Origin of the sequence: Longinema margulisiae (assembly GCF_025266855.1) — a bacterium.
GTDB lineage: Bacteria > Spirochaetota > Brevinematia > Brevinematales > Thermospiraceae > Thermospira.
Window position 1 is genome coordinate 1,524,746 of the sequence record NZ_CP053071.1, and the last position, 22,113, is coordinate 1,546,858.

Below are 22,113 nucleotides of genomic sequence, written 5' to 3' on the forward strand. Positions count from 1 at the left end.
AGATATCTCTATGAGACGGGTGTGGCTCTGGGCGCTTGGGATTCTCCTTCTAGTAGGGTTGAGTGGTGTGGGGGTCTGGATGGGGCTCCCTTTTCTTGTTGATTACTGGTGGTACAGGGATATAGGGGCATCCTCTCTTCTCTGGAGAAAGTTTGCCTGGTATGGCCTGTGGATGGTGGCGGCTTTCTGGGTGCCATGGGTGGGAATGTGGCTCTGGTTTGGGGTTATCCGCAGGCGATGGGATGGAAGAATGGTGTTTCTCTCGCTTTTGTTGGGATTGGTTTCGGTAGTGGTGGTGTGGTGGTTTCGAGAGAGAACGCTTGCTCTTCTTGTTCCTCCTTCTCAGGTGAAGGAGTCTCTTCTTCATCTCGATGTGATGTGGTATGTGTCCTGGCTTCCCTTCTGGAGATTTGTGGTAGGGTATGGAGTGTTTTTTTTCGTTGTGTTGAAAGTGATAGATGCCTTTCTGATTGCGGGGGGAAAAAGGGACTGGGTGGGTCTCTCTCTTCTTTTTCTCATCCTTTTTGGATGTGCTTTGTTGGGGATGCTTTTTTCTTTTGAGATTTTTGTCTGGCAACCGAACAAAAGGCTTGGGGTGGGTTTTTCGGATTTCTATGGGACTTTGCTTGTGTGGTGGATAGCGGTCGGGGTCTTTACGGGGCTTGGGATTTTCTGGATAGTGCTCGTTTTCTTGGGTAAATTGAAACTCAACCGTCTTTTGATTGAGGGGGGTGTGGGTCTTATTCTCTCTCTTTTAGTTTTCTTTCTCTGGCCGTGGGGGCTTGCTGAATTCTACGAAAAGCCCAATGAACTTCGGGCACAGCGTCGTTTTATTGAGGCAAGGCGAATAGCTACACGGGAGGCGTTTGGGCTACGGTATGAACCCTTTGTTTTTGAACCGACACTGGAAAGCCTTGCTCATGTGAGAGTATGGGATGCTATTCCTTACCTCCAAAATATCAAGCAACTGCAAACCATACGAAACTACTTTGATTTTTTTGATGCGGATGTGGATTTCTATGAGATTTCCAACCAGCTGGTCCAGGTGTTGATTGCCTGTCGGGAACTGACGCTGGATAACTTTCTTCCTGAGGTCAAAAGCTGGGAGAATATGCATCTTCGCTACACACATGGGTTTGGGGTGGTGGTTTCCCCGGCTGAGAAAGCGACACCGGAGGGGCTGCCTATCTTCTGGGTACGAAATCTCTCCCTGGAAACCGATGTGCCGGAACTGAGGCTTTCTCGGCCACAGATCTATGTGGGGGAATCCGATCTGCCCTACGCTCTTGTGCGTACGGAAGTCAGGGAGTTTGAGTACACGGATTCCACCAATAGGGTAGAATCCGTCTATGAAGGAACCAATGGGGTGAGACTTTCCTTTTTCAGGAGGGTGGCTTTTGCGAGGGCTTTTGGAGAGAAAAATATTGTTCTCACCCGTTATATCACCCCCCAGAGTGGGGTTCTCTGGAAAAGAAGGCTTCTTGCTCGTCTTCAGGCCTTAGTACCAGAACTTGCCTATGACCCCGATCCCTATCCTGTCGTTGTTGATGGGGAGATTTTCTGGATTGTGGACGGCTACACGACGACAAAACGCTATCCTCTCGCAGAGAGGTATTCCTCTCGCTGGGGTATAGTGAATAGTATCCGCAATTCTGTCAAGGTGGTGGTCTCTGCCTATACAGGGGATGTGATCTACTATGTTGTTGACCCTCATGATCCCCTGGTGGCTCCTCTTCGCTTTTTTGGGGGGAGACTTTTTTCAGATGAGATTCCTGAAAAGTTCAAGAAACATTTTCGCTATCCCTATACCCTGTTAGCGCTTCAGGCTGAGGTTTTTGGGCGTTATCATATGGATAGTCATGAAAGTTTCTACAATGGAGATGATGTGTGGACAGTCCCTGTGGTGAGACAGGGGGCCACTAATCTTCCCTATGAACCCCTTTATCTTCTCTTGGAAGCAGGGGGGGAAAGGATGGCCGGGGTTTTTGTGCCCTTTACCCCCATGTACAGGCAAAATCTTTCTGGATGGCTTTTTGGAATATACGAAAATGGCTTGAAGCTCTATCAATACGTTTCTTCCAGAACCGAAAGTATTCCCGGTCCCTCTCAGGTAGAAGCGAAATTGTACCAGAATGATGAACTTGCGAAGCTTTTTACCCTCTGGGGGCAGAGAAATGCAGAGGTCTCTTTGGGGGTGGTACGTTATCTTCCCCTGGGCAAGGATGTGATGGCTATTGTTCCTCTCTATCTGAGTTCTCAGTATAATCCTATTCCCCAATTGACACTTGTGATAGCCTGGTACAGGGATAGGGTCTATTTTGGCAAGACCACAGGGGAACTGATTCAGGCTTTGAAACGAGAGGGAGGGTTAGCCGGAGAGTAGCTATGGATGAACAGGAAAGGGTAGCGTTGATCAGGCAGGGAAATGCCTTCATGCAGGAGAAGCGGTACAAGGAAGCCCTGTCCTGTTTTGTGAAGGCTGGCTATCAGGATGGGCTTGTGAGGATTGGGGATGTGCTCTATGACCAGAAGAATTATGTAGGCGCCCTGAAAGTGTACCTCAAATCAGGTCATCCTGAGAGAATACAGGCCTGTGCGGAAAAGGTTGCTGCGATTGTTCATACCTGGCTTGAAGAGGACAAGACAAAGCCAGCAGAAGGGGAAGTGAGACCATGGAAACCTGTGGTTCTCAGTGTCAAGGATCTCATGAACCTGGGATCACAGCAAAACGGAGAAAGCGAAGAGAAAAAAGGAGATAACCATGATTCTTGATGGAAAGGTAGTGGCAAGTGCACGAAAAGAAGAACTCAAGAAAGTGCTGCAGGAATTTCAGAGGCAGCTCCATTTAGCGGTGATTCTGGTAGGGAATCATCCTGCCTCTCGTTCGTATGTAGCCTCAAAGGAACGGGCTTGTCATGAGGTGGGGATAGATTCCCAGGTGATACGGCTTGATGAGGGGATTACCACCGGGGAACTCAAGGAGGTTATTCTCTCTCTCAACAGGGATGAAAGGGTTGATGGTATTTTAGTCCAGCTTCCTCTGCCGGATCATATCAATGAACAGGAGATTCTTGAAACCATTGATCCTTCAAAGGATGTGGATTGTTTTCACCCCTACAATGTAGGGAGACTCTTTTTGGGGCAGCCTATTGTCCAGCCCTGTACCCCAAAAGGAGTGATGGAGATCCTGAGGTACTATGGGATAGAGGTTTCTGGCAAGAAGGCCGCGGTTATTGGTCGAAGTAATATTGTGGGAAAGCCCATGGCGGCTCTTCTCTTGCAGGCCAATGCCACGGTAACGATCTGTCATTCTCGAACACAGAACTTGGCTGAAGAGGTGAAACAGGCAGATATTGTGGTGGCGGCGGTGGGAAAACCGCGTATGATTACTCAGGAGATGATAAAACCCGGGGCTATTGTTATTGATGTGGGTATCAATCGGGTGGATGATCCCACGACAGACAAGGGATACCGGTTGGTGGGGGATGTGGATTTTGAGGGGGTGAAGGAGGTGGCTTCAGCTATTACCCCCGTCCCTGGAGGAGTAGGACTCATGACAGTGGCGGAACTTCTCTGGAATACCTATACCCTTGCCAGGTGCCGTTCATGAAGACGGGGACGTTGTATGTGGTAGCCACACCCATTGGAAACCTTGAGGACATCAGTGTTCGGGCGCTCGAGACCCTGAAAGGGGTGGACAGGATAGCCTGTGAACATCCTGATAGACATAGAAAGCTCCTCACCCACTTTGGTATTCATAAGCCTATTTTGCAGGTGTCTGCTGCCAATGAAGCCAATAGTGCTCGGGGTATCGTGGAACTTCTGTTGAGGGGGGAGACTATTGCCCTTGTTTCGGATGCAGGTACTCCAGGGATCTCTGATCCGGGAAAGTATGTCGTAGAACGTGCCAGGGAAAAGGGTATTCCTGTTGTTCCTATTCCCGGTCCCTCAGCTTTGACAGCCATTCTTTCTGTCTTAGGGGAATCCCCCAAAGATGTGGTGTTTGTGGGTTTTCTTCCTAAAACCCCTGGAAAACTGCAGAAGATATTGCGTGCTTATGAGAACCTTGAGATAACGTTTGTAGCCTTTGTTTCTTCGTTTCAGATAAAAAAATTTCTCCAGAAACTAAACGAAACGTGGGGAAATGTCGAAATACTAATAGGCAGAGAGATCACCAAGGTACATGAAACCTGGCTCTCTGGCAGAGTAAGCGACATTCTTTCGGGAGAGCTGCCAGAGGAGGGCGAATGGACCATAGCCGTGAAAAAATGGGCTCGAGAAAAAGAGACAAAAGGCTAAAGTGTCGGTGATCGAAAGCCGATAAACATAACAGGAGGACTGTATGGAAATTCGTGGCGTAGATCCTCTTCGTGGAGTAACACAGGACACCAAGATAAATAAGGTCCCAAGAAGAGACGGACGTGATACCTCGGATGAGGTTGAGATTTCTGAAGAGGCGAGGCAATTAGCTGAGGCGGCAAAGATTGAGGACGTGGTGAGACAGACACCGGATATTCGAGAGGAGAGAGTGGCTGAAGTGAAAGCTAAACTGGAACGAGGTGAATACAATACGGAAGAGGTCTTTGAGACGGTAGCTGAAAGGATCATGAAGGCTCTTGGTCTCTAAGAGAAAGATAGATAAAAAGGCCGTCCGCAGGGACGGCTTTTTTATTTCTGTGGTTTATGGATGATATGGTATTCCTCCGCGGGGGCTATAGCTTCCATGCTCTTGAAATTTGATTTTTCTCTTTCTCCTGTTTACAATACACTGGTGGAAAAGCGTAGAGGTGCAGGAAGAGTGAATGAAAAGAGGATGCGGGCTTCTTTTTTTTCTTACATGGGGGATAGCGGGGTTTTGTCAAGAGGAGAATATGGTGGCCCCTCTTCTTCAAAAAGGCTACTATTTAGATGCTTTTCAGTACACCCTTCAGCGAGATATTCATTATACCAATCTTTCGCTGATGCTTCTTGCTTCACGGGTGGTTCTCTTCTGGGGGTCTTCCACGAATGGAGAGTATTTCTCTCTTTCAAATAGCTCGGGGGAAACAAGAACCTATTACTTTCCCGTGGCTCTTGTTCTTGAACCGTTTACCAATGTTTCTTTCACCAATGAGGTTTTGTGGGAACTTCTCGCGCGATACTATGATCGAGGACTCCACGAGAATTGGTTTACCCAGAGGGAAGAGGGGGCAAGAAGACTTTTAGATTCTCTTCAGCAGTATATGGTGTTGAGTAAGAAGCCCGACCCTTCTCTGGTCGCAGGACAGGTGCCAGCTCTTTTTCTTCTGGGGCAAACCAACCAGGCCATGGAGGTAGCCACCAATCTTTTTCGACGTTATACACGGGAATCGAGAGTGGTCTATGTGTATGCTGATCTTCTTCGAAAAACGGGAAATAGAACTGAGGCCCTGAAAACTATTCAGCAGTATTATCCCTATGTGAAAACTCCTTCTGACAAGATTCTTTTTACCCTTCTCTCTGGTCGGCTCTATCTTGAAGAGGGGAATGCCCGGGAGGCTCTCTTTGTCTTAGAGAGGGCTCTTTATTTTTCTACCAATCGAGAAATACTGGAGAATATTTTGGATGCCTCTCGTCAGGTCAACGATTGGCAGAGGTTTACAGCAAGGGCGCTTCTTCTTCTGTCACTAAATCCAGAGGATGTCTCTCTTCTCTCTCTGATAGGAAGGTTTTTCATCCTTTCTAAACAAAGGGAGTGGAGTGAGGTGTTTTTTGAAAGGGCTTTAGATGAATATGGTGAGAGTCATTTTCGTCGGGGAATGTTGTACTTCTATTGGGGGGAGGTGTATAGAAATCTTGCGTTTCCGCAGAAGGCCCTCTGGGCTTATGAAAGGGCAAAAGAAGCCCTGCTATTAGTGAATCCCGTTCCGACGGAGAGTTTGGCCACTATTGAGATGATGATATATAGGGTGAAAACGCCATGAAGGGATGGAAAAAGGGATGATCAAGGTACTCAAGCAATTTCTCTGGATTGCAGGTATTGGGGCTGCCTTCTTTTTGCTTTTACAGACGGTGATGCCCACCTGGCTTGCCCTTCTCTGGTCAGGGGGATTTGCTGGCTGGTTGGGAGTGGTGATCCTGTGGCTCTATATTACCCATCAGATTCACTGGCTTGAAGATAGGGTGATTCACTGTCCCCAGTGTCATCATGTGGTGGATATGACCTTTTTAGATGGCAAACCAGCCTTTCAGCGAAATTGTCCCTACTGTGGGTGTGATTTATCGAGTCATTATCATCGACTGCGAGGTGAAAAGTGATGTTTACCAACCTTCTTGTTGTCTCTCTTCTGACCCAGCAGCTTGTCTTTGCCCTTGCCCTGACAGAAGAGGAACAGAGAACAGGGATGATGTACAGAACCAATTGGGGAAACTGGGCGGGGATGATTTTTGTCTTTCCGAAGCCACAACAGGTGGCCTTCTGGATGAAAAATACCCCTCTTCCCATGCCCATTGTGTATGTGGATGAGGATCTGTCAGTTCTTGAGATACACGAAGGGGCTCCTTTCAGTACCTACACTATGGTATCTCGTTCTGCACAGGTGCGCTATGTGCTCGAACTTAATCCCGCTACAACCAATATCATCTGGAGGCATTATGGTATTTTTCGTAAACAACTCAAAAAAGAGTTAGTGAGGAGGAAATTATGAGAAGAAACGTGATGGTGGTGAGTCTTTTGTGGGCAACTTTTGCCTGGACCCAGGAGGCTTTTATCTATCAGGATAGAGTGGTTATCGAGAAAAATCTTGATCAGGCGACATCTGTGATGATCCCGGTAGGGGCTATGAATGTAGAATTTCAGCCTGTGATATCCATTACCTTTGAAAAGGTTACCAACCTCTATCCTGAAGAGGTGATGGGGTATGCCAAGGAGTATATGAGTCTCACCAATGAGGTGGCTCAGAAACGAAAGAAACTCCAGCAACAGGAACAGAAGCTCTCCTCTCAGATAGAGAGGACAAAACTCTATCAGGATCTTTTGCGTGGTCTTGCGAATAATCAAGGGGCAAAAACCTCGGAACTGATGGAAAAATACGAAAGGCAACTTTCCTTGGCTGAAGAAACTCTCCGCCAGATGCGGGAGGATATAGAGAGTCTTCGACAGGATATTGGCTCTACAGAAGCCAAAATCCAGGAGATCAATCGTTTTTTGGCTCAGAGAGTGATCCCGATGAGGGTGGTGGAATTTTCTCGTCCCTATCGGGGGCTGCTTCGCTATAGTCTTTCAGGTGGCTGGAAAATTCGTTATACCCTTTCTGCAGAGAGGGAAACTCTTCGGGCCGATGTGGAGATTGTTTCTTCTCAGGCGTTTTTAGAACAGGTATCCTCTCTCTGGATCATAGGTTTTCCTTATGGAAGTCAACAGATGGAGGAGAGGCTTCCTCGTTTGCGACTCTATCTTCAGCGGTATGCCCCGCGGAGTCGTCTTACCAAAGCTGCGGCACCTGCTATGGCAAGAGAAGAGATGCTGAGTGAAGTGGATGAGATGGCTCTGAGTACTCCACCAGTGGAAACTACCGAAGGACAGGGAACGGTCTGGCATCTCACCAATCGCTATGTTCTCTCAAAAGAGACAAGGGTCTCTCTCTGGGAACCAAGAAAAGTTGGCATTGTCAACTCCTATTTTGCGCTTGCTCCTAAGTCCAGCTGGGGATGGTATGCGATCACTCTCTCCAATACCCTTCCTTATACGCTGATTCCAGGAGAGGTGATCATAGAATCGCAGGGTAAAACACAGAGAAATATCCTCAGTCGAAGTGTGGTTCCCCATACGAGTTATCAATTCCCGGGGATGGAGGTACGGGACATTGAGGTGAGGCGAGAATTGGTCCGGGACTATCGGGAGAATCCCACCATCCTGCGTTCTACTATTCTTTACGAAAAGGTGTGGAAAATCACGGTCAAAAATCGACTCAACAAAACCATTTCGCTTGCCCTCTGGGAGAGGATTCCTCTTCCAGCGGAGGATAAGATTGTTTTGAAGAACGTGACAGCCACTGATAAAACCCAGGCAGAACTCCGGACTATTCAGACCAATGATGGGCTACTCAAATGGGATCTGCTTCTTCGACCAGGTGAAGAAAAAATTCTTTCGCTTGGTTATACTATAGAATATCCAAAAGATACCGAGTATTACGAACAGGAGGAATAACCAATGGAACATCGAACCTTTCATAAATCCAAGAAACTTGAAGGGATTTTCTACGATATTCGTGGGCCGGTAGTTTCCGAGGCTCAGCGATTGGAACAGGAGGGGTATAACATCATTCGTCTCAATACCGGAAACCCTCCTCGCTTTGGTGTTGATGCCCCGGATGAGATTATCCGTGATGTGGCGTACAATCTCAGGCAGGCTCAGGGCTATACCCATGAAAAGGGGGTTTTCTCGGCAAGAAAAGCGATTATGCAGTATTATCAGCTCAAGGGTATCATGGATATTGATATCGATGATATCTATATTGGAAATGGCGTGAGTGAACTGATTCTTCTCTCTCTTCAGGCGCTCCTTGACAATGGGGATGAGGTCTTGGTACCGGCTCCGGATTATCCCCTGTGGACGGGGGCTGTGACCCTGTCAGGGGGCAAGGCTGTTCACTACCTGTGTGATGAGGAGGCCAACTGGTATCCCGATATTGCCGATATCAAGAAAAAAATCACCCCAAAAACCAAGGGTATTGTGGTGATCAATCCCAATAATCCCACGGGATCCGTGTATCCGGTGGAGATTCTTGAGCAGATTATCAAGTTGGCTGTTGAACACAAGCTGATCATTTTCTCTGATGAGATTTATGAAAAGATTGTCTATGAAGAGGCGAAAGCTCATTGTATAGCCGCCATGACCGATGAAACCCTGGTTTTGACCTACAATGGACTCTCCAAGTCCCATCGTATTCCTGGTTTTCGGGTGGGATGGCTGATGATATCCGGCAAGAAAGAGTGGGCTTCTGATTATATCGAAGGGCTCAATCTTGTCGCTTCCATGCGTCTCTGCAGTAATGTCCCTGCTCAGTATGCCATTCAAACGGCTCTTGGGGGATATCAGAGTATTGATGATCTCGTGAAACCTGGGGGCAGACTCAGGGAACAGCGAGACTATGCGTATGCCCTTCTCAATGATATTCCGGGTATCTCCTGCGTGAAACCAATGGGAGCTCTCTATCTCTTTCCAAAGGTGGACACCAAACGCTTCAATATCAAGGACGACATGAAGCTTGTCTATGATATTCTTCGTACCAAGCATATTCTTCTTGTTCAGGGAACGGGTTTCAACTGGCCAAAACCGGATCATTTTCGCTTTGTCTTTTTGCCGGATGTGAAAGAACTGGAAGAGGTGGCCAAAAGGCTCAAGGACTTCTTTGCGGAGTATAAACAGGAGGAATAGGGATGACACTGGAGGAAGCAAGAGAGGAAATCGAAAAACTGAGAGAATTCCTTCACTATCATAACTACCGGTATTATGTACTGGATAGTCCTGAAATATCGGATGAAGAGTATGACGAGGCCATGCGTCGTCTCATGGAACTGGAAGAGCGTTTTCCTGCCCTTGTGAGCCCTGATTCTCCAACCCAGAGGATTGGTGCAGAACCACTCAAAACCTTTGAGAATTTCACTCATCCCTACAAGATGTATAGTTTAGCCAATGCGCTCAATGAGGGGGAGTTTCTTGCTTTTGTGAAACGTGTTCAGCAGGCTATAGAAAACGAGGCGATTTTATGGACGGCTGAACATAAGTTTGATGGGCTGGCCATTGAACTCATTTATGAGAAGGGTAGTCTTGTCATGGGTGTTACACGGGGAAATGGCGAGGTGGGAGAGGTGGTTACCTCCAATGTACGCACTATACGCAACCTTCCTTTGCGTCTTTTGGGGAGTGTGCCTGAGAGACTCGTTGTTTACGGGGAAGTGGTGATGCATAGGGAGGATTTTCTTGCTCTTAATCGCCAGCGTGAAGAGGAGGGAGAGCCACTCTTTGTGAGTCCAAGAAACGCAGCGGCAGGATCTCTGAGACAACTGGATTCTTCTGTCACCGCTCAGCGGCGTCTTTATTTTTATGCGTATGGGGTTCGTTTCCCGGATGAGGACATGATACCATCACACTATGATCGTATGACCTATCTTTATGAACATGGGTTTGCCATCTGTCCCTATCGAATACGAAGCCAAAAAATAGAGGATATCCAATCCTACCACAAACACTGGGAGAGCCACCGAGAGGAAATTCCCTACGAGATTGATGGTATTGTGGTGAAGGCAGATGATTTCCGTCTTCAGCAGAGGCTTGGATATGATGCCAAAACCCCCAAGTGGGCCATTGCCTGGAAGTTCAAACCGGCATCGGCCCAGGCCGTCCTTCGAGAGGTAGAACTCGGGATCGGGAGACAGGGTACTATCACTCCTGTGGCTATCTTTGATCCGGTGTTTCTCGCGGGGGCAAGGGTGCAGCGAGCCACCCTTCACAATTTTGATGAGGTGAGGCGACTGGATCTTCATTATGGGGATACGCTGGTTGTTGAGCGTTCGGGTGAGGTTATTCCCAAGGTGGTGGGGGTTGTCAAGGAGAAGCGTCCGCCGGGAGCTCAACCTGTAGAAGAACCTACCCATTGTCCGGTATGCCATACTCCCCTTCAGCGCCAGGCTGATCAGGTGGACATCTTTTGTCCTAATCCAGAATGCCCGGCAGTGGTCAAGGCGAGACTCAGGCATTTTGTATCACGGCAGGCCCTGGATATTGAGGGTTTGGGAGAAGAGCTTCTTGAGCGTTTCTATGACGAAGGTCTTGTGAGAACCTTGGGAGATATCTTTCGACTCAAAAACCAGAGAGAGCGTCTTCTTTCCATGGAGAGGATGGGGGAAAAGCTTGTGGAAAAGCTTCTTGCGAGTATTGAAAGTCGTAGAGAAATCTCCCTTGATCGTTTTCTTTATGCCTTGGGGATTGATTATGTGGGTCAGGAAACGGCAAAAATCTTGGCTCGGGAATTCGGTAGCCTTGAGGCTCTCCAGAAGGCAAGGTACGAGGATTTTGTGAGTCTCTATGGGATAGGAGAGGTGGTAGCGAAGAGTCTTGTTGAGTTTTTTGCAAGCGAACGAGGAAAACGTCTCATCGAGGACCTCAAAGAGGCCGGGATACGTCTCCGAGAATTCAAAAAGCCTCAGGAACAACAAGGCAAACTCGCTGGAAAGTATATCTGTATCACCGGAAAACATGAAACCTACTCCAGGGAAAAAATCTTTGAGATCATTGAATCCCATGGAGGCATTCCCCAGGATTCTGTGACCAAACAAACCTCCCTTCTTCTTGTGGGTGAGTCACCGGGATCAAAACTTGCCAAGGCACAGAAGATGGGGATTCCTGTGCTCCCGATAGATGAGTTTTTGAAAAGCCTGGAATAGTTTTCTCAAGAGAGATCCTCTCAAGGTGCCAGGGGCGTTTTCTTGAAAGAGGGTTTCCTTGGCACAAGCTTTTTTCAAAAAATGCACAGCATTTTGCACATTTTGCACAGAGTTTTGCACAAAAAGAAGTGCCATCCAGCGGGAAAACTGGTTGGCACGTTTTGCGGGTGGATGTTCTTTTTGAGACCCTTGAACGGGTGTTTTCTTCCTCTGTCTGGGTCAGGGACTACGCCCCTGAAACCCCGCTTTTTCTGTTTACAAAGGCTTATTTGTCTTTTTTTGTCCAAAAAATAGGCTTGTTTATTATGTAAAGGAATATTTTTATACTACTTTTTGCTTTTTTATTACTTTCTTGAGACCTTTGCCCATTCGTGCAAAGGTCTCTTTTTATACCTTTTCGGCCATCTTGAGAAGTACCGTGTTGAACTTCGCCGGATCCGGGAGTGGTGTTCCCTCGGCAATCAGGGCATACCCGAACAAAAGATGGGCAATATCGGCAAGCCTTTCGTCGTCCTTGTTCTCTGCATAAATTGATTTGAAGCGTTCATAGAGGGTATGCTTGGGGTTTATCTCAAGGGTACGCCTTTCATCGCCAAAGGGATACTTGTCCCCTAAAATCTTTCGCACATGGGGACTGAATTCAAAGGCTTTGGTGATCACGCAGGAGGGGGAATTGACCAGTTTCGTGGAGAGTTTTACCTCCCGCACATAATCGGAGAGAAGGCTTTGCAGTTTTTCTATAACCGGCTTTTCCTCCTCTGAGACTTCAGGGGTTTTTTCTTCTATGGCTTCCTTGTTGAGACAGCGGAATTTTTTGCCCTGGAACTCATGCACAGCACTCATCATGAATTCATCAATGGCCTGGGTGAGGAAAAGCACTTCATACCCCTTGTCGGCAATGGCTTCCAGATAAGGGGAATGTTCGAGGGTTTTTCGAGATTCACCGGTGAGATAATAGATCTCTGTTTGACCTTCCTTCATTCGTTTGACATACTCTTCAAGCGTCACCGGTTCACTTCCAGCGGAAGACTCAAATAGAAGCAGAGAAAGCAGTTTCTCCTTATTTTCATAATCTGCACCGATCCCTTCTTTGAGAATCATGCCAAACTCTTGCCAGAATTTCTTGTATTTTTCTCTCTCCTTTTGCTGCATGTCGGAAAGGGTATCGAGCACCTTTTTCACCAAGCGCTTGCGGATCTGGAGGATGGTTTTGTCCTGTTGAAGCATCTCACGGGAGATATTCAGAGAGAGATCGGGAGAATCCACAACCCCGGCGACAAACCTGAGATAGCGGGGAAGCATCATGTCCACATTTTCCTGAATAAGCACACGCTTCACATAGAGGTTGACCTTTGGTTCAAAGGATTGATAGAAAATATCAAAGGGTACCCGGGAAGGGATAAAAAGAAGCGCCTGAAATTCCACTGTTCCCTCTCCCTGGATGGTAATGGTGGAGAGAGGGTTCTCCCAGTCGTGGGTGAGGTGCTTGTAGAATTCGTGGTATTCTTCTTCTGTGACCTCAGAGGATTTTCGTGTCCAGATGGGTTTCATGGAGTTGAGGGTTTCGTCCACCTCTTTTTTCTCTTTGTTTTCTTCTTTGATCACCTTCATCTTGATCGGATAGGCAATGAAATCAGAGTATCGTTTCACAATTCTTTTGATCACATGTTCGGAGGTAAAGTCCTCTATGCCGTTTTCTTCATCCACGGGTTTGAGGTGGATCAGGATTTTTGTCCCGATGGACTCCTTTTCTGTGGGTTCAATAGTGAACTCTCCCTTCCCATCAGAAACCCAGTGATAAGCCTCTTTTTCGCCAGCCTTTTTGGTGAAAACCTCTACCCGATCGGCTACCATAAACACGGAGTAAAATCCCACTCCGAATTGTCCGATGAGATCAGAGGCTGAGGCATTTTTTTCTTTCATCTGCTGGAGAAACTCTTTGGTGCCAGAACGGGCAATGGTTCCGAGGTTATTGACCAGTTCGTCATGGTTCATCCCTATCCCTGTGTCCTCAATAGTGAGGGTCCTTTTTTCAGGGTCTGGGGTCAGTCTGATTTCAAATACGTGCCCTTCTGGAACAAGATCTTTGTTCGTGAGGGATAGAAGTCGAAGTTTGTCAAGCGCATCAGAAGCATTGGAAATAAGCTCCCGGAGAAAAACCTCTTTCTGTGAATAGATCGCATGGACCATGAGGTCAAGAAGTTCACGGCTTTCTGCTTGAAACTGATAGCGTTCCATTATTCTCTCCCTTTCTACAGAGTTTTTATATTAAATATACAAAGGGAGAAAGGGAAAAGTCAATTGAAAGCTAAGGAAAAGGCTCACGCTCTTGCACGGATAAAAAAGACCCTTGCGCGGATGTTTTCTTCCCCTATCTGGGTCAGGGGCTACGCCCCTGAAACCCCGCTTTTTCTGTTTACAAGAGCTTATTTGTCTTTTTTTATTCAAAAAATAGGCTTTTTTATTATGGGAAGAAATATTTTTATCCTGTTTTTTGTTTTTTTATTCCTTTTTTGAGACCTTTGCCCATTCGTGCAAAGGTCTCAAAATTGTGACAAATGCCTATTGACATCAAACGCGTTTGTCCGTATGATAAAGGCGAACAAGATACAATAAGGAGGATACCTATGATACCCAAAGGACAATCCCTTGTTTGGGGCTTTCTTGTTATGCTTCTTTTAGGAGGTGGAAACGTATGGGGCAAGACGAACTTTCAAAACCTTTTAGGGCTTCATGCGGGATATACCACAGGCGGTGGTTTGTTTTATCGACATTACGTGGGAAAAAACTTTGCATGGCAGGTGAGTTTTTTTCCAAGCTATCAGCAGGAGCCGCCGTATTTTTCTTCTGAGGAGAGTAAACTTCTCTTTCTCTGGGTGGGAACTATGGAACAGTGGTTTTTGCATTTTACTCAGTTGAATACCACGGCGATGAAGGGGATGCTTTTTGTCTGGGGTGGAGGAAGCTTTGCGTACCAGTATACCTCTATGCCATACGTTTTAGAAAATAAGAGAGAGGTCTATCGAGTTTCTTTGGGTGGTGGGCCTGGTTTTGAGGTGGTTTTTTATGATCATTTTGTGGTTACAGTAGCGGGAGGATATGCGGCGGCGGTCGATATGCCAGGAGGCTTTATGATGAATTTTACTTTTGAGGCCTCTTCTGGCTACAAATTTTAGGAGGAAGTCTATGAAACATCTCTTGTCTCTCTTTTTGCCTATATGTCTTTTGGTTGGTTCTCTTTTTGGTCAGGAGAGGGCGAATACGGCTATTCTTGATACCGAGACCAATGCAGGGGAAAGTGCCATCACTACCACCAATGGGATCTCATCTCCATCGACCGAAATCACAAATCAAACTGATGGACAGAAGCAAAATACCAGTCATTCTACGAATAAGGTTTCTTCTTTGGAAGGAAAGGAAGAAGAAACCTATCATCATATGTTAGGGGTTCATTATGGTGGGGCTTCTGGAGGGGGGCTTTGCTACAAATACTATTTTTCTGGACCTTTTGCCCTTCAGTTCTCTTTTGTGCCATTCTACATGTCGGGAGAAAATAATTCAGCGGTAGGATTTCTCATAGGGGGAGTGTTCTGGCAATGGTTTCTCCACGATTTTTCCCATCCCCTCACCAGTTTAGAAGGGCGGTTCTTTGTCTGGAGTGGGATGAAAGCGGGCGTCTATTTTGGAAAACCGGTTTCTTATTACACTTATTATGAAACTACCACGGATTATGAGTTTGCCGGAGGAGGCGGTATTGGTTTTGAAACGTATGGTATAAAAAATATTGTTTTTACTGCGGCTGTGGGTTATTTCTTTCAGTTTACTTCCCAGACGCGCTTTGTGAATAGCTATTTCCCCCTTACCTTTGAATGGACCCTTGGATACCGTTTCTAAAAAAGAGCCACCCACCGGGTGGCTCTTTTTTTATTCTTTTGCTAACAGTTCTTTGAAGGGTTTACCGTACACAAAGGAGCGGTAGCTTTTGGGAAGATCAACAAATGAAAAGTCCCTGCGAAGAAGTTTATCCTTGTACTTGGAGACGGGGACATCCTCATAGATCAGGCCTTTTACAATTCCAGCCCGGGTGATATCGTTCACAAATACCGCTCCCATGATGCGGTTATCCTTGATCACGAACTTGCGATAGGTTATCCCATCATCGTAGAGTTTTTCAAGAATTTCGTAGTCGGAAGGATTTTGAGGGTTGGTTTCTCCATAGGAGATGGTATAGAGATCCTCAAAATAGAGCGAATTCATAGGAATCGAACCATCGTATTCAAGAGGTTTACCCACCATGGAGAGTCCTGCAAAATACCCCATTTTGCGCGCGACAGGCCAGATGGCGATAATCATGTTTTCTTTGGTGAGGAAGTTGTACCCCTTGGCCACGTCACCTGCAGCATACACATCCGGGAGATTGGTTTGCATGTAGCGGTTAACCTCAATACCACGGTTTACTGCGATCCCGGCTTCTTCTGCGAGCTTACTTTCAGGGGTTACCCCGATGGAGATATACACTAAATCGGTATCAATAACATCCCCGGTGGAGAGTTTCACCTGTCTCACTTTGGTATCACCAAGAATTTCGGTGACGCTGGCGTTGGTATAGATACGAACGCCATGCTTCTGCATCTTCTCAGCCATGAGACGGGAACTCACTGGATCAAGGGCACGTCCAAGAATGATGGGGGCAAGCTCAACCATCACCACTTCTACTCCAAGATGGACAAGGGCTTCGGTTGCCTTGAGACCAATGAGACCACCACCAATCACCACAGCCCGCTTGGCACCCTTTTCGAGGACTTGTTTTCGCATCTCCTTGGCTTCGTCAAGGTTAAAAAAGTGCATGACGCCAGGAAGTTCTTTGCCTGGCATGGGGGGGCTAATGGGCTTTCCACCCGTGTTGATAAGAAGATGTTCATACCCTATTTCTTCGCCTGTGGCTAACTTGACGGTTTTGGCCCTGGCGTTAATGGCCACTACCTCAGCGCCGGTACGAACGGTCACCTTTCTGGATTCACTGTAGGCACTTCCACGATAGAAGATGCCTTCTTCATGAATTTTGCCCATGGCGTAATCTACAATGGCAGGCCTTCCGTAAGCTACATAGGGCTCTTTTGTCAGGGCAAGGATAGTCCCATCTTTGTCGTATTGACGAATGGCCTCTATCATTCCAATAGCCCCGGCTGAATAGCCGATGGTGAGATACTTTGCTTTTGTCATAGGTTATTCTCCTTAGTCGATGAGGTTGAGATCTTCACCGGCAATGTACTCATGATAGGAACCGCGAAGAGGACTTTCTTTTGGCAGTTCGGCGTCCCTGTCCTCAAACACAAGGGCATCGTTGGGGCAGGCCTGAACACAGGCTGGTCCCTCGGCTCGACCCTCACAGAGGTCGCATTTATCGGATACCCGCAGACCCAGTTCCTGGTCAACGCGAGTGGTGATAGATCCCTGAGGACAAGCCATGATACACATCCAGCAGCCAATACAGCGGTCCTGATCTACCTTGACAAGCCCCGTTTCCTCATAGCGCCACATGGCTCCTACGGGACAGGCTTCCACACATTCAGCGTGTTCACAGATACGACAATTGGCAGAAAAGGAGAGGGGACCTCGCATCTGGACTTCTATTTTGGAATTGACCTTTGGCTTCTCTGAAAAGGCCACAAAAATATTTTTCGACTTTGAGTGTTCAAGGATACAAGCAACCTCACAGAGGTGGCAGGCCACACAGTATTCTTCTCTTGGATAGACTCTTTTCACGGCTTCCTCCTCATTTACATACCGATACCGGCCATTTTGAGGCCAAGAACTTCCATCTCTTCTTTTGTCATACCAACAGCCCGGAGTCGTTCCCTATTTCCCCGGAGACTCTCAATGGCGTTGAGACCCATACTTCCCAGCACTTCTTTCATCTCGATCTGCCATGCCCGCAGCATATTGGAGACGCGTTCTGTGGCGATTTCGGGATTCTGGCGTTTGGCCAAGAAAGGATCATTGGTGGTAATACCCCATGCACAGCGACCGGTGTGACACTGCTGACACATGGTACATCCTACCGCAATGAGAGCAGCGCTGGCGACATACACGGCATCAGCCCCAAGAGCAATTGCCTTGAGGGCATCAGCGGCACTCCGGATACCACCTGCGGCCACGAGTCCTACATTTTCTCTGATACCTTCCTGGCGCAGACGATCGTCAACCACCGCAATAGCTATTTCAATAGGAATACCTGTATGCTCTCGCACAATAGTGGGGGTTGCTCCTGTTCCTCCACGATAACCATCCACCACAATCACATCAGCTCCTGCACGGGCGATACCAGAGGCAATAGCGGCAATGTTATGCACAGCGGCCACCTTTACACTCACAGGTTTTTCGTAGCGCGTAGCCTCTTTCAGGGCATAAATGAGCTGACGAAGATCCTCAATTGAATAAATGTCATGGTGAGGAGCAGGAGAAATGGCATCGCTTCCCACCGGGATCATACGGGTCTTGGAAATCTCTTCAAGTACCTTTTCACCGGGGAGATGTCCACCAATCCCTGGCTTGGCTCCCTGCCCAATCTTGATTTCGATCGCTCCACCAGCCTTGAGATATTCCTCATGTACTCCAAAACGACCAGAAGCCACCTGGACAATGGTGTTTGGGCCATACTTGTAGAGACTGCGGTGAAGACCACCCTCACCGGTACTCCAGTAGGTCCCATAAGCCTGGGCTGTGGCCGCCAGGGCCTTCTGAACATTCAGGTTAATGGATCCAAATGACATCGGACCAAAAATAATAGGGATATCTAATTTCATCAGGGGAGAAAGCTTTGTAGAAAGCTCCACCTTGGTTGCATCAGGCGAAACAGGTACTTCACGGCCACGATTTCCCATGTAGGTACGAAGTTCCATGGGTTCTCGAAGGGGGTCAATAGACGGGTTTGTCACCTGACAGGCATCGAAAAGCATCCTGTCAAAATAGGTGGGCTGTGTTGACATATCATTTCCCATACCTGTGAGTCCAATAGCCCCTGTTTCCGCATTGAGATAGATGTTGCGGATTTCTCGTTTTGTCCAGTACCCATGGGGACGAAACGCACTGGGATTGGGTTGAATAGAGATGGCATCGGTAGGACAATAGGCCTCACAGCGATGACACCCCACACACTTGCTGTGGATAGAATCTATTTTTTCTCTCTCAGCATCCCAGAAGTTTGCCTCAAAAGAGCACTGTGTCACACAGCCCTGACACTTGATACAGCGCTCCTGATCTCTTACCACCCGAAAATCATAAAAATTGGTAACCGTTGGTTGATACAGCATGCTTTTCCTCCTTTACCTTAACGGTCACGAACTGACCGTGTAGCGGGATAACCATTCTCTTCATACGAAGAAGGGACCAACTGTTTTCGATTGGTCAGTGTATGCCAGCCTGGTACATAATGTTTCCCATAGGGACGCTTACTCACCGGAATAAGCTTGGTAAAAGGCACCTTCATAATCTCTTTCATATCATAGCCAAACTCTTTGCAGAAGTTTTCAAGAAGAGGCCTGAGAATCTTCTCATCCTCGGCATCAAGGTCAAAAGGTTTTGCTTCCTTTCCCAAGGTGGTGGGATCGACCTTTCCACGGATGTAGATCCGTCCACCGTGCATACCCGTGGAGAGATAATCTCCCGTAATTGGTTCACCTTTCTGAGCGGTAAGCCCTAAAAGAACAAGTATACCCCCAGCCATGTACTCACCAAAGAAGTCTCCGGCGCATCCGCCGATGACCGCCTTGGGAACAAAATCCATATACTCTTTCATATGGATACCGACACGGTAACCCACATCTCCCTTGATATAGACCTCACCACCACGCATTCCATAAAAAAGCACATCCCCTGCATCCCCGTGGATAAAAATCTTTCCCGCATTCATGGTGTTTCCCACCCCATCCTGGGCGTTTCCATATACCCGGATGGTAGGACCGTTCATAAAGGCGGCAAGATCGTTACCAGGAGTACCATAGACCTCTATGAGAATATCCTCTCCACGAAGCCCATCTCCAATGAAGCGTTGTCCAAGCACGTTTTCTACTCGAAAGTGCTTTTCTCCCTTCTGGATGGCCTCATAGATGATGGTATTGAGTTCCCGATAGTGAAGGTTCTTTGCATCTATCACTTTCATCGCTCTCTCCTTATTCTTCATAGCCTTTCAGAAAGGCAAACACCGGTTCTCCCGCCCGTGGATGCCACACCCTATCTAAGTCCGGTTGAATCAGTCTGATAGAAGATTCCTCACTGGAGACATAGACAGAGTCGCCCTTGTAGCCAACGACCATAGGCCTGAGTTTTCCCCGGTCGGCAATAGCCATAAAACCACCCTCAAAGCCAATAATAAAGGCAAAAGGCCCATTGAAAAGAAGCCCACCATACGAAGCCCGGAGGCGGATGTGAAGATCCTTTTCTTCAGGTGGCAGTTTGTCAATATCCTTCCAGAAACGGGAAGCAAAAACGGCAGCCACAGCCTTCCACGGAAGCTTATGACGGCGACGAAGAAGATCTACCCCGTACGCCACCACCTCTGTATCCGTTCTCATCGAACATTCATAACCAAAGCTCTCAAGATAACGTCTGTTGATCCCATACGAAGAGATCTCCCCATTGTGTACCACCGAATAGTTCAGCATGGTAAAGGGATGGGCACCACCCCACCAGCCCGGGGTATTGGTTGGGAATCGGCTATGGGCGATCCAGGTGTGGGCCTTGTATTCATCCAGTCGGAAGAAGTCCCCAATATCGTGGGCTTCACCAACCCCTTTGAAAGCCCCCATGTTCTTTCCACTGGAAAGCACAAAGGCCCCATTGATGTATTTGTTGATATAAATCACCTTTTCCCGCACGTAGTCATCCGGTTCCTGAAACTGAAGATAGGTCTCGGGAATCTTACAGAAGTAGCGATAAAAGAGAGGGGGATTTTTGATGTATCTGTTTGGCCGGGTAGGAATCTGTTCCTCAAGATCCACGGCAAAACTTGTTTTGATGAAGGCTTCTGTTTCCTTGCGGGCATCGGTGTTGTCGTACATCATGTGGATGGCATAATGGTCCTTGTAAGACTCATACAGACCATACACGGCAAAACCACCACCAAGCCCGTTGCCTCGTTCCCGCATGTGCTCAATAGCACGAATGATGTTGTTGCCATCTTCTTTTCGGCCATCCCGGTGAATAAACCCGATGAGACCGCAACCAGATGTGTCTTTTTCCCCGTAGGGAATGACATCCTCGTAGGTATAGGGCATAGTATTTTCTCCTTACCTTATGAAAATGAAAGGACATACAGGATAAAGATAAACAAAAAATCTTGCAAATTTTTTAGGGGTGTTTCTTCAAAAAGAAGCATGTTTTTTTGAGACTTCTGCATGAGTGAGGTAACGCTCTCATTTCTTGCAAAAAATCCTTTTTTGCTTCATCATATACCGGACTTTTTCATGGAGGAAGCCGATGTTTTTCAAATTGTCTATCCCTTCTGATGGAGAAAAAATAGCCGTTCAAAACAATCAGCTTGTAGTTCCTGATAGGCCCATCATTCCTTTCATTGAAGGTGATGGGACAGGGCCTGATATCTGGAAAGCTTCTCAGTATGTTTTTGATCAGGCGGTGGCCAAAGCCTACGGTGGAAAACGCAAAATCGTCTGGATGGAGGTGTATGCCGGTGAAAAGGCAAACGCCCTGTATGGCACCTATCTTCCAGATGAGACCGTAACCGCTATTCAGGAGTACTATGTGGCCATCAAGGGGCCTCTTACAACTCCTGTTGGAGAGGGCTTCAAAAGCCTCAATGTTACCCTCAGGCAGGTTCTTGACCTGTATGCCTGTATTCGTCCTGTGAAGTACTACGAAGGAACTCCATGTCCGGTCAAAAACCCTGAAAAAGTGGATATGGTGATCTTCCGTGAAAATACCGAAGATGTGTATGCCGGGCTTGAATGGGCTATAGATACGCCAGAAGCAAGGGATATCATTGCCTATATTCAAACACGCACGGGGAAAACCATTCGACCGGATTCCGGTATTGGTATCAAACCGATGAGTCGTTTTGGAAGCGAACGTATCATGCGCAAGGCTCTTCAGTATGCTATTGCCAACAAACGAAAATCCATCACCATTGTTCACAAAGGGAACATCATGAAATACACCGAAGGGGCCTTCAAAAACTGGTGTTATGATCTTGCCAAAAGAGAGTTTGGGGACAAGGTGGTTTTTGAGTCGGAACTTACCGGTCCTACAGACAAGATTGTGATCAAAGACAGGATTGCGGATAACATGTTCCAGCAGGCTCTTCTTCGACCAGATGAATACGATATTCTTGTCACGATGAATCTCAACGGTGATTATCTTTCGGATGCTATTGCGGCTCAGGTAGGGGGACTTGGTATGGCTCCTGGTGGAAATATCGGTGATTTTTATGCCGTTTTTGAGGCTACCCATGGAACAGCCCCAAAATACGCTGGTCTTGACAAGGTCAATCCCGGTTCAGTGATCCTCTCCGGCAAGATGATGCTTGAATACCTTGGCTGGACAGAAGCCGCCGAACTCATTGAAAAGGGCCTTCAAAAAACGATTGCCAGTGGGGTGGTTACCTATGACCTTGCCCGCCAGATGCCAAACGCCCGGGAGGTCAAAACCAGTGAGTTTGCCAAGGCTATTGTTGAAAATATGGGAGCATAAGTC

The 22,113-nt window shown here is 47.3% G+C and carries 20 protein-coding genes; 14 read left to right on the plus strand and 6 right to left on the minus strand.

The features are described from left to right. Positions 1-10: 10 nt before the first annotated feature. The 11 genes from BREVNS_RS06790 to ligA all read left to right on the plus strand — a co-directional run bounded on the left by BREVNS_RS06790 (position 11) and on the right by ligA (position 11,406). Positions 11-2,383 carry a UPF0182 family protein gene (locus BREVNS_RS06790; protein WP_483426266.1) on the plus strand — a complete coding sequence of 791 codons (2,373 nt, stop codon included), beginning with the start codon at positions 11-13 and terminating at the stop codon, positions 2,381-2,383. 2 nt (positions 2,384-2,385) lie between these two features. Continuing rightward, entirely contained in the window at positions 2,386-2,772 is a 387-nt protein-coding gene (locus tag BREVNS_RS06795; RefSeq protein ID WP_483426267.1) for a hypothetical protein, read from the plus strand. Continuing rightward, positions 2,762-3,610 (plus strand): bifunctional methylenetetrahydrofolate dehydrogenase/methenyltetrahydrofolate cyclohydrolase FolD, encoded by an 849-nt coding sequence (folD, locus tag BREVNS_RS06800; RefSeq protein WP_483426268.1) that lies wholly within the window; start codon positions 2,762-2,764, stop codon positions 3,608-3,610. The genes BREVNS_RS06795 and folD overlap by 11 nt, the downstream gene beginning before the upstream one ends. After that, on the plus strand, positions 3,607-4,299 hold the full coding sequence (rsmI, locus tag BREVNS_RS06805; protein WP_483426269.1) for a 16S rRNA (cytidine(1402)-2'-O)-methyltransferase: 693 nt from the start codon (positions 3,607-3,609) through the stop codon (positions 4,297-4,299). Before folD ends, rsmI begins: the two co-directional genes overlap by 4 nt. Positions 4,300-4,342: 43 nt before the next feature. Next, on the plus strand, positions 4,343-4,627 hold the full coding sequence (flgM, locus tag BREVNS_RS06810; RefSeq protein ID WP_483426270.1) for a flagellar biosynthesis anti-sigma factor FlgM: 285 nt from the start codon (positions 4,343-4,345) through the stop codon (positions 4,625-4,627). Positions 4,628-4,871: 244 nt separating this feature from the next. Next, positions 4,872-5,942, plus strand: coding sequence for a tetratricopeptide repeat protein (locus tag BREVNS_RS06815; RefSeq protein ID WP_483426271.1), 1,071 nt, complete (start codon positions 4,872-4,874; stop codon positions 5,940-5,942). Between the two features lie 16 nt (positions 5,943-5,958). Next, entirely contained in the window at positions 5,959-6,276 is a 318-nt protein-coding gene (locus BREVNS_RS06820; RefSeq protein WP_483426272.1) for a hypothetical protein, read from the plus strand. Then, entirely contained in the window at positions 6,276-6,665 is a 390-nt protein-coding gene (locus tag BREVNS_RS06825) for a DUF192 domain-containing protein (RefSeq protein ID WP_483426273.1), read from the plus strand. Before BREVNS_RS06820 ends, BREVNS_RS06825 begins: the two co-directional genes overlap by 1 nt. Further along, the gene (locus BREVNS_RS06830) at positions 6,662-8,167 is read left to right on the plus strand and encodes a DUF4139 domain-containing protein (RefSeq protein ID WP_483426274.1); all 1,506 of its coding nucleotides are present in this window, start codon (positions 6,662-6,664) and stop codon (positions 8,165-8,167) included. Before BREVNS_RS06825 ends, BREVNS_RS06830 begins: the two co-directional genes overlap by 4 nt. Positions 8,168-8,170: 3 nt before the next feature. Beyond that, the gene (locus BREVNS_RS06835; protein WP_483426275.1) at positions 8,171-9,397 is read left to right on the plus strand and encodes a pyridoxal phosphate-dependent aminotransferase; all 1,227 of its coding nucleotides are present in this window, start codon (positions 8,171-8,173) and stop codon (positions 9,395-9,397) included. Between the two features lie 2 nt (positions 9,398-9,399). After that, complete coding sequence (ligA, locus tag BREVNS_RS06840; protein WP_483426276.1) at positions 9,400-11,406, plus strand: NAD-dependent DNA ligase LigA; 2,007 nt, start codon at positions 9,400-9,402, stop codon at positions 11,404-11,406. 387 nt (positions 11,407-11,793) lie between these two features. On the opposite strand, the gene htpG is transcribed toward ligA, so the two are convergent. After that, positions 11,794-13,644: a molecular chaperone HtpG gene (htpG, locus tag BREVNS_RS06845; RefSeq protein WP_483426277.1), complete on the minus strand. Its 1,851-nt coding sequence runs from the start codon at positions 13,642-13,644 to the stop codon at positions 11,794-11,796. Positions 13,645-14,033: 389 nt separating this feature from the next. On the opposite strand from htpG, the gene BREVNS_RS06850 reads away from it, so the two are divergent. Together BREVNS_RS06850 and BREVNS_RS06855 are read left to right on the plus strand one after the other, a co-directional pair. Then, positions 14,034-14,582, plus strand: a complete 549-nt coding sequence (locus tag BREVNS_RS06850) for a hypothetical protein (RefSeq protein WP_483426278.1) — start codon at positions 14,034-14,036, stop codon at positions 14,580-14,582. 10 nt (positions 14,583-14,592) lie between these two features. Then, on the plus strand, positions 14,593-15,300 hold the full coding sequence (locus BREVNS_RS06855) for a hypothetical protein (protein WP_483426279.1): 708 nt from the start codon (positions 14,593-14,595) through the stop codon (positions 15,298-15,300). A gap of 30 nt (positions 15,301-15,330) precedes the next feature. Here BREVNS_RS06855 and BREVNS_RS06860 read toward each other — a convergent pair whose 3' ends face one another. From BREVNS_RS06860 to BREVNS_RS06880, 5 genes are read right to left on the minus strand one after another with little or no spacing between them, the layout of a single operon-like run. Next, entirely contained in the window at positions 15,331-16,629 is a 1,299-nt protein-coding gene (locus tag BREVNS_RS06860) for an NAD(P)/FAD-dependent oxidoreductase (protein WP_483426280.1), read from the minus strand. A gap of 12 nt (positions 16,630-16,641) precedes the next feature. Further along, positions 16,642-17,172: a 4Fe-4S dicluster domain-containing protein gene (locus BREVNS_RS06865; protein ID WP_483426281.1), complete on the minus strand. Its 531-nt coding sequence runs from the start codon at positions 17,170-17,172 to the stop codon at positions 16,642-16,644. A gap of 14 nt (positions 17,173-17,186) precedes the next feature. Beyond that, positions 17,187-18,719 (minus strand): glutamate synthase-related protein, encoded by a 1,533-nt coding sequence (locus BREVNS_RS06870; RefSeq protein ID WP_483426282.1) that lies wholly within the window; start codon positions 18,717-18,719, stop codon positions 17,187-17,189. Positions 18,720-18,736: 17 nt separating this feature from the next. Next, positions 18,737-19,567 carry a GltB/FmdC/FwdC-like GXGXG domain-containing protein gene (locus BREVNS_RS06875; protein ID WP_483426283.1) on the minus strand — a complete coding sequence of 277 codons (831 nt, stop codon included), beginning with the start codon at positions 19,565-19,567 and terminating at the stop codon, positions 18,737-18,739. Between the two features lie 10 nt (positions 19,568-19,577). Next, complete coding sequence (locus tag BREVNS_RS06880) at positions 19,578-20,681, minus strand: class II glutamine amidotransferase (RefSeq protein ID WP_483426284.1); 1,104 nt, start codon at positions 20,679-20,681, stop codon at positions 19,578-19,580. Between the two features lie 202 nt (positions 20,682-20,883). Between BREVNS_RS06880 and icd the strand changes: the two genes are divergently transcribed. After that, positions 20,884-22,110: an isocitrate dehydrogenase (NADP(+)) gene (gene icd, locus BREVNS_RS06885; protein WP_483426285.1), complete on the plus strand. Its 1,227-nt coding sequence runs from the start codon at positions 20,884-20,886 to the stop codon at positions 22,108-22,110. The last annotated feature ends 3 nt before the right edge of the window (positions 22,111-22,113 follow it).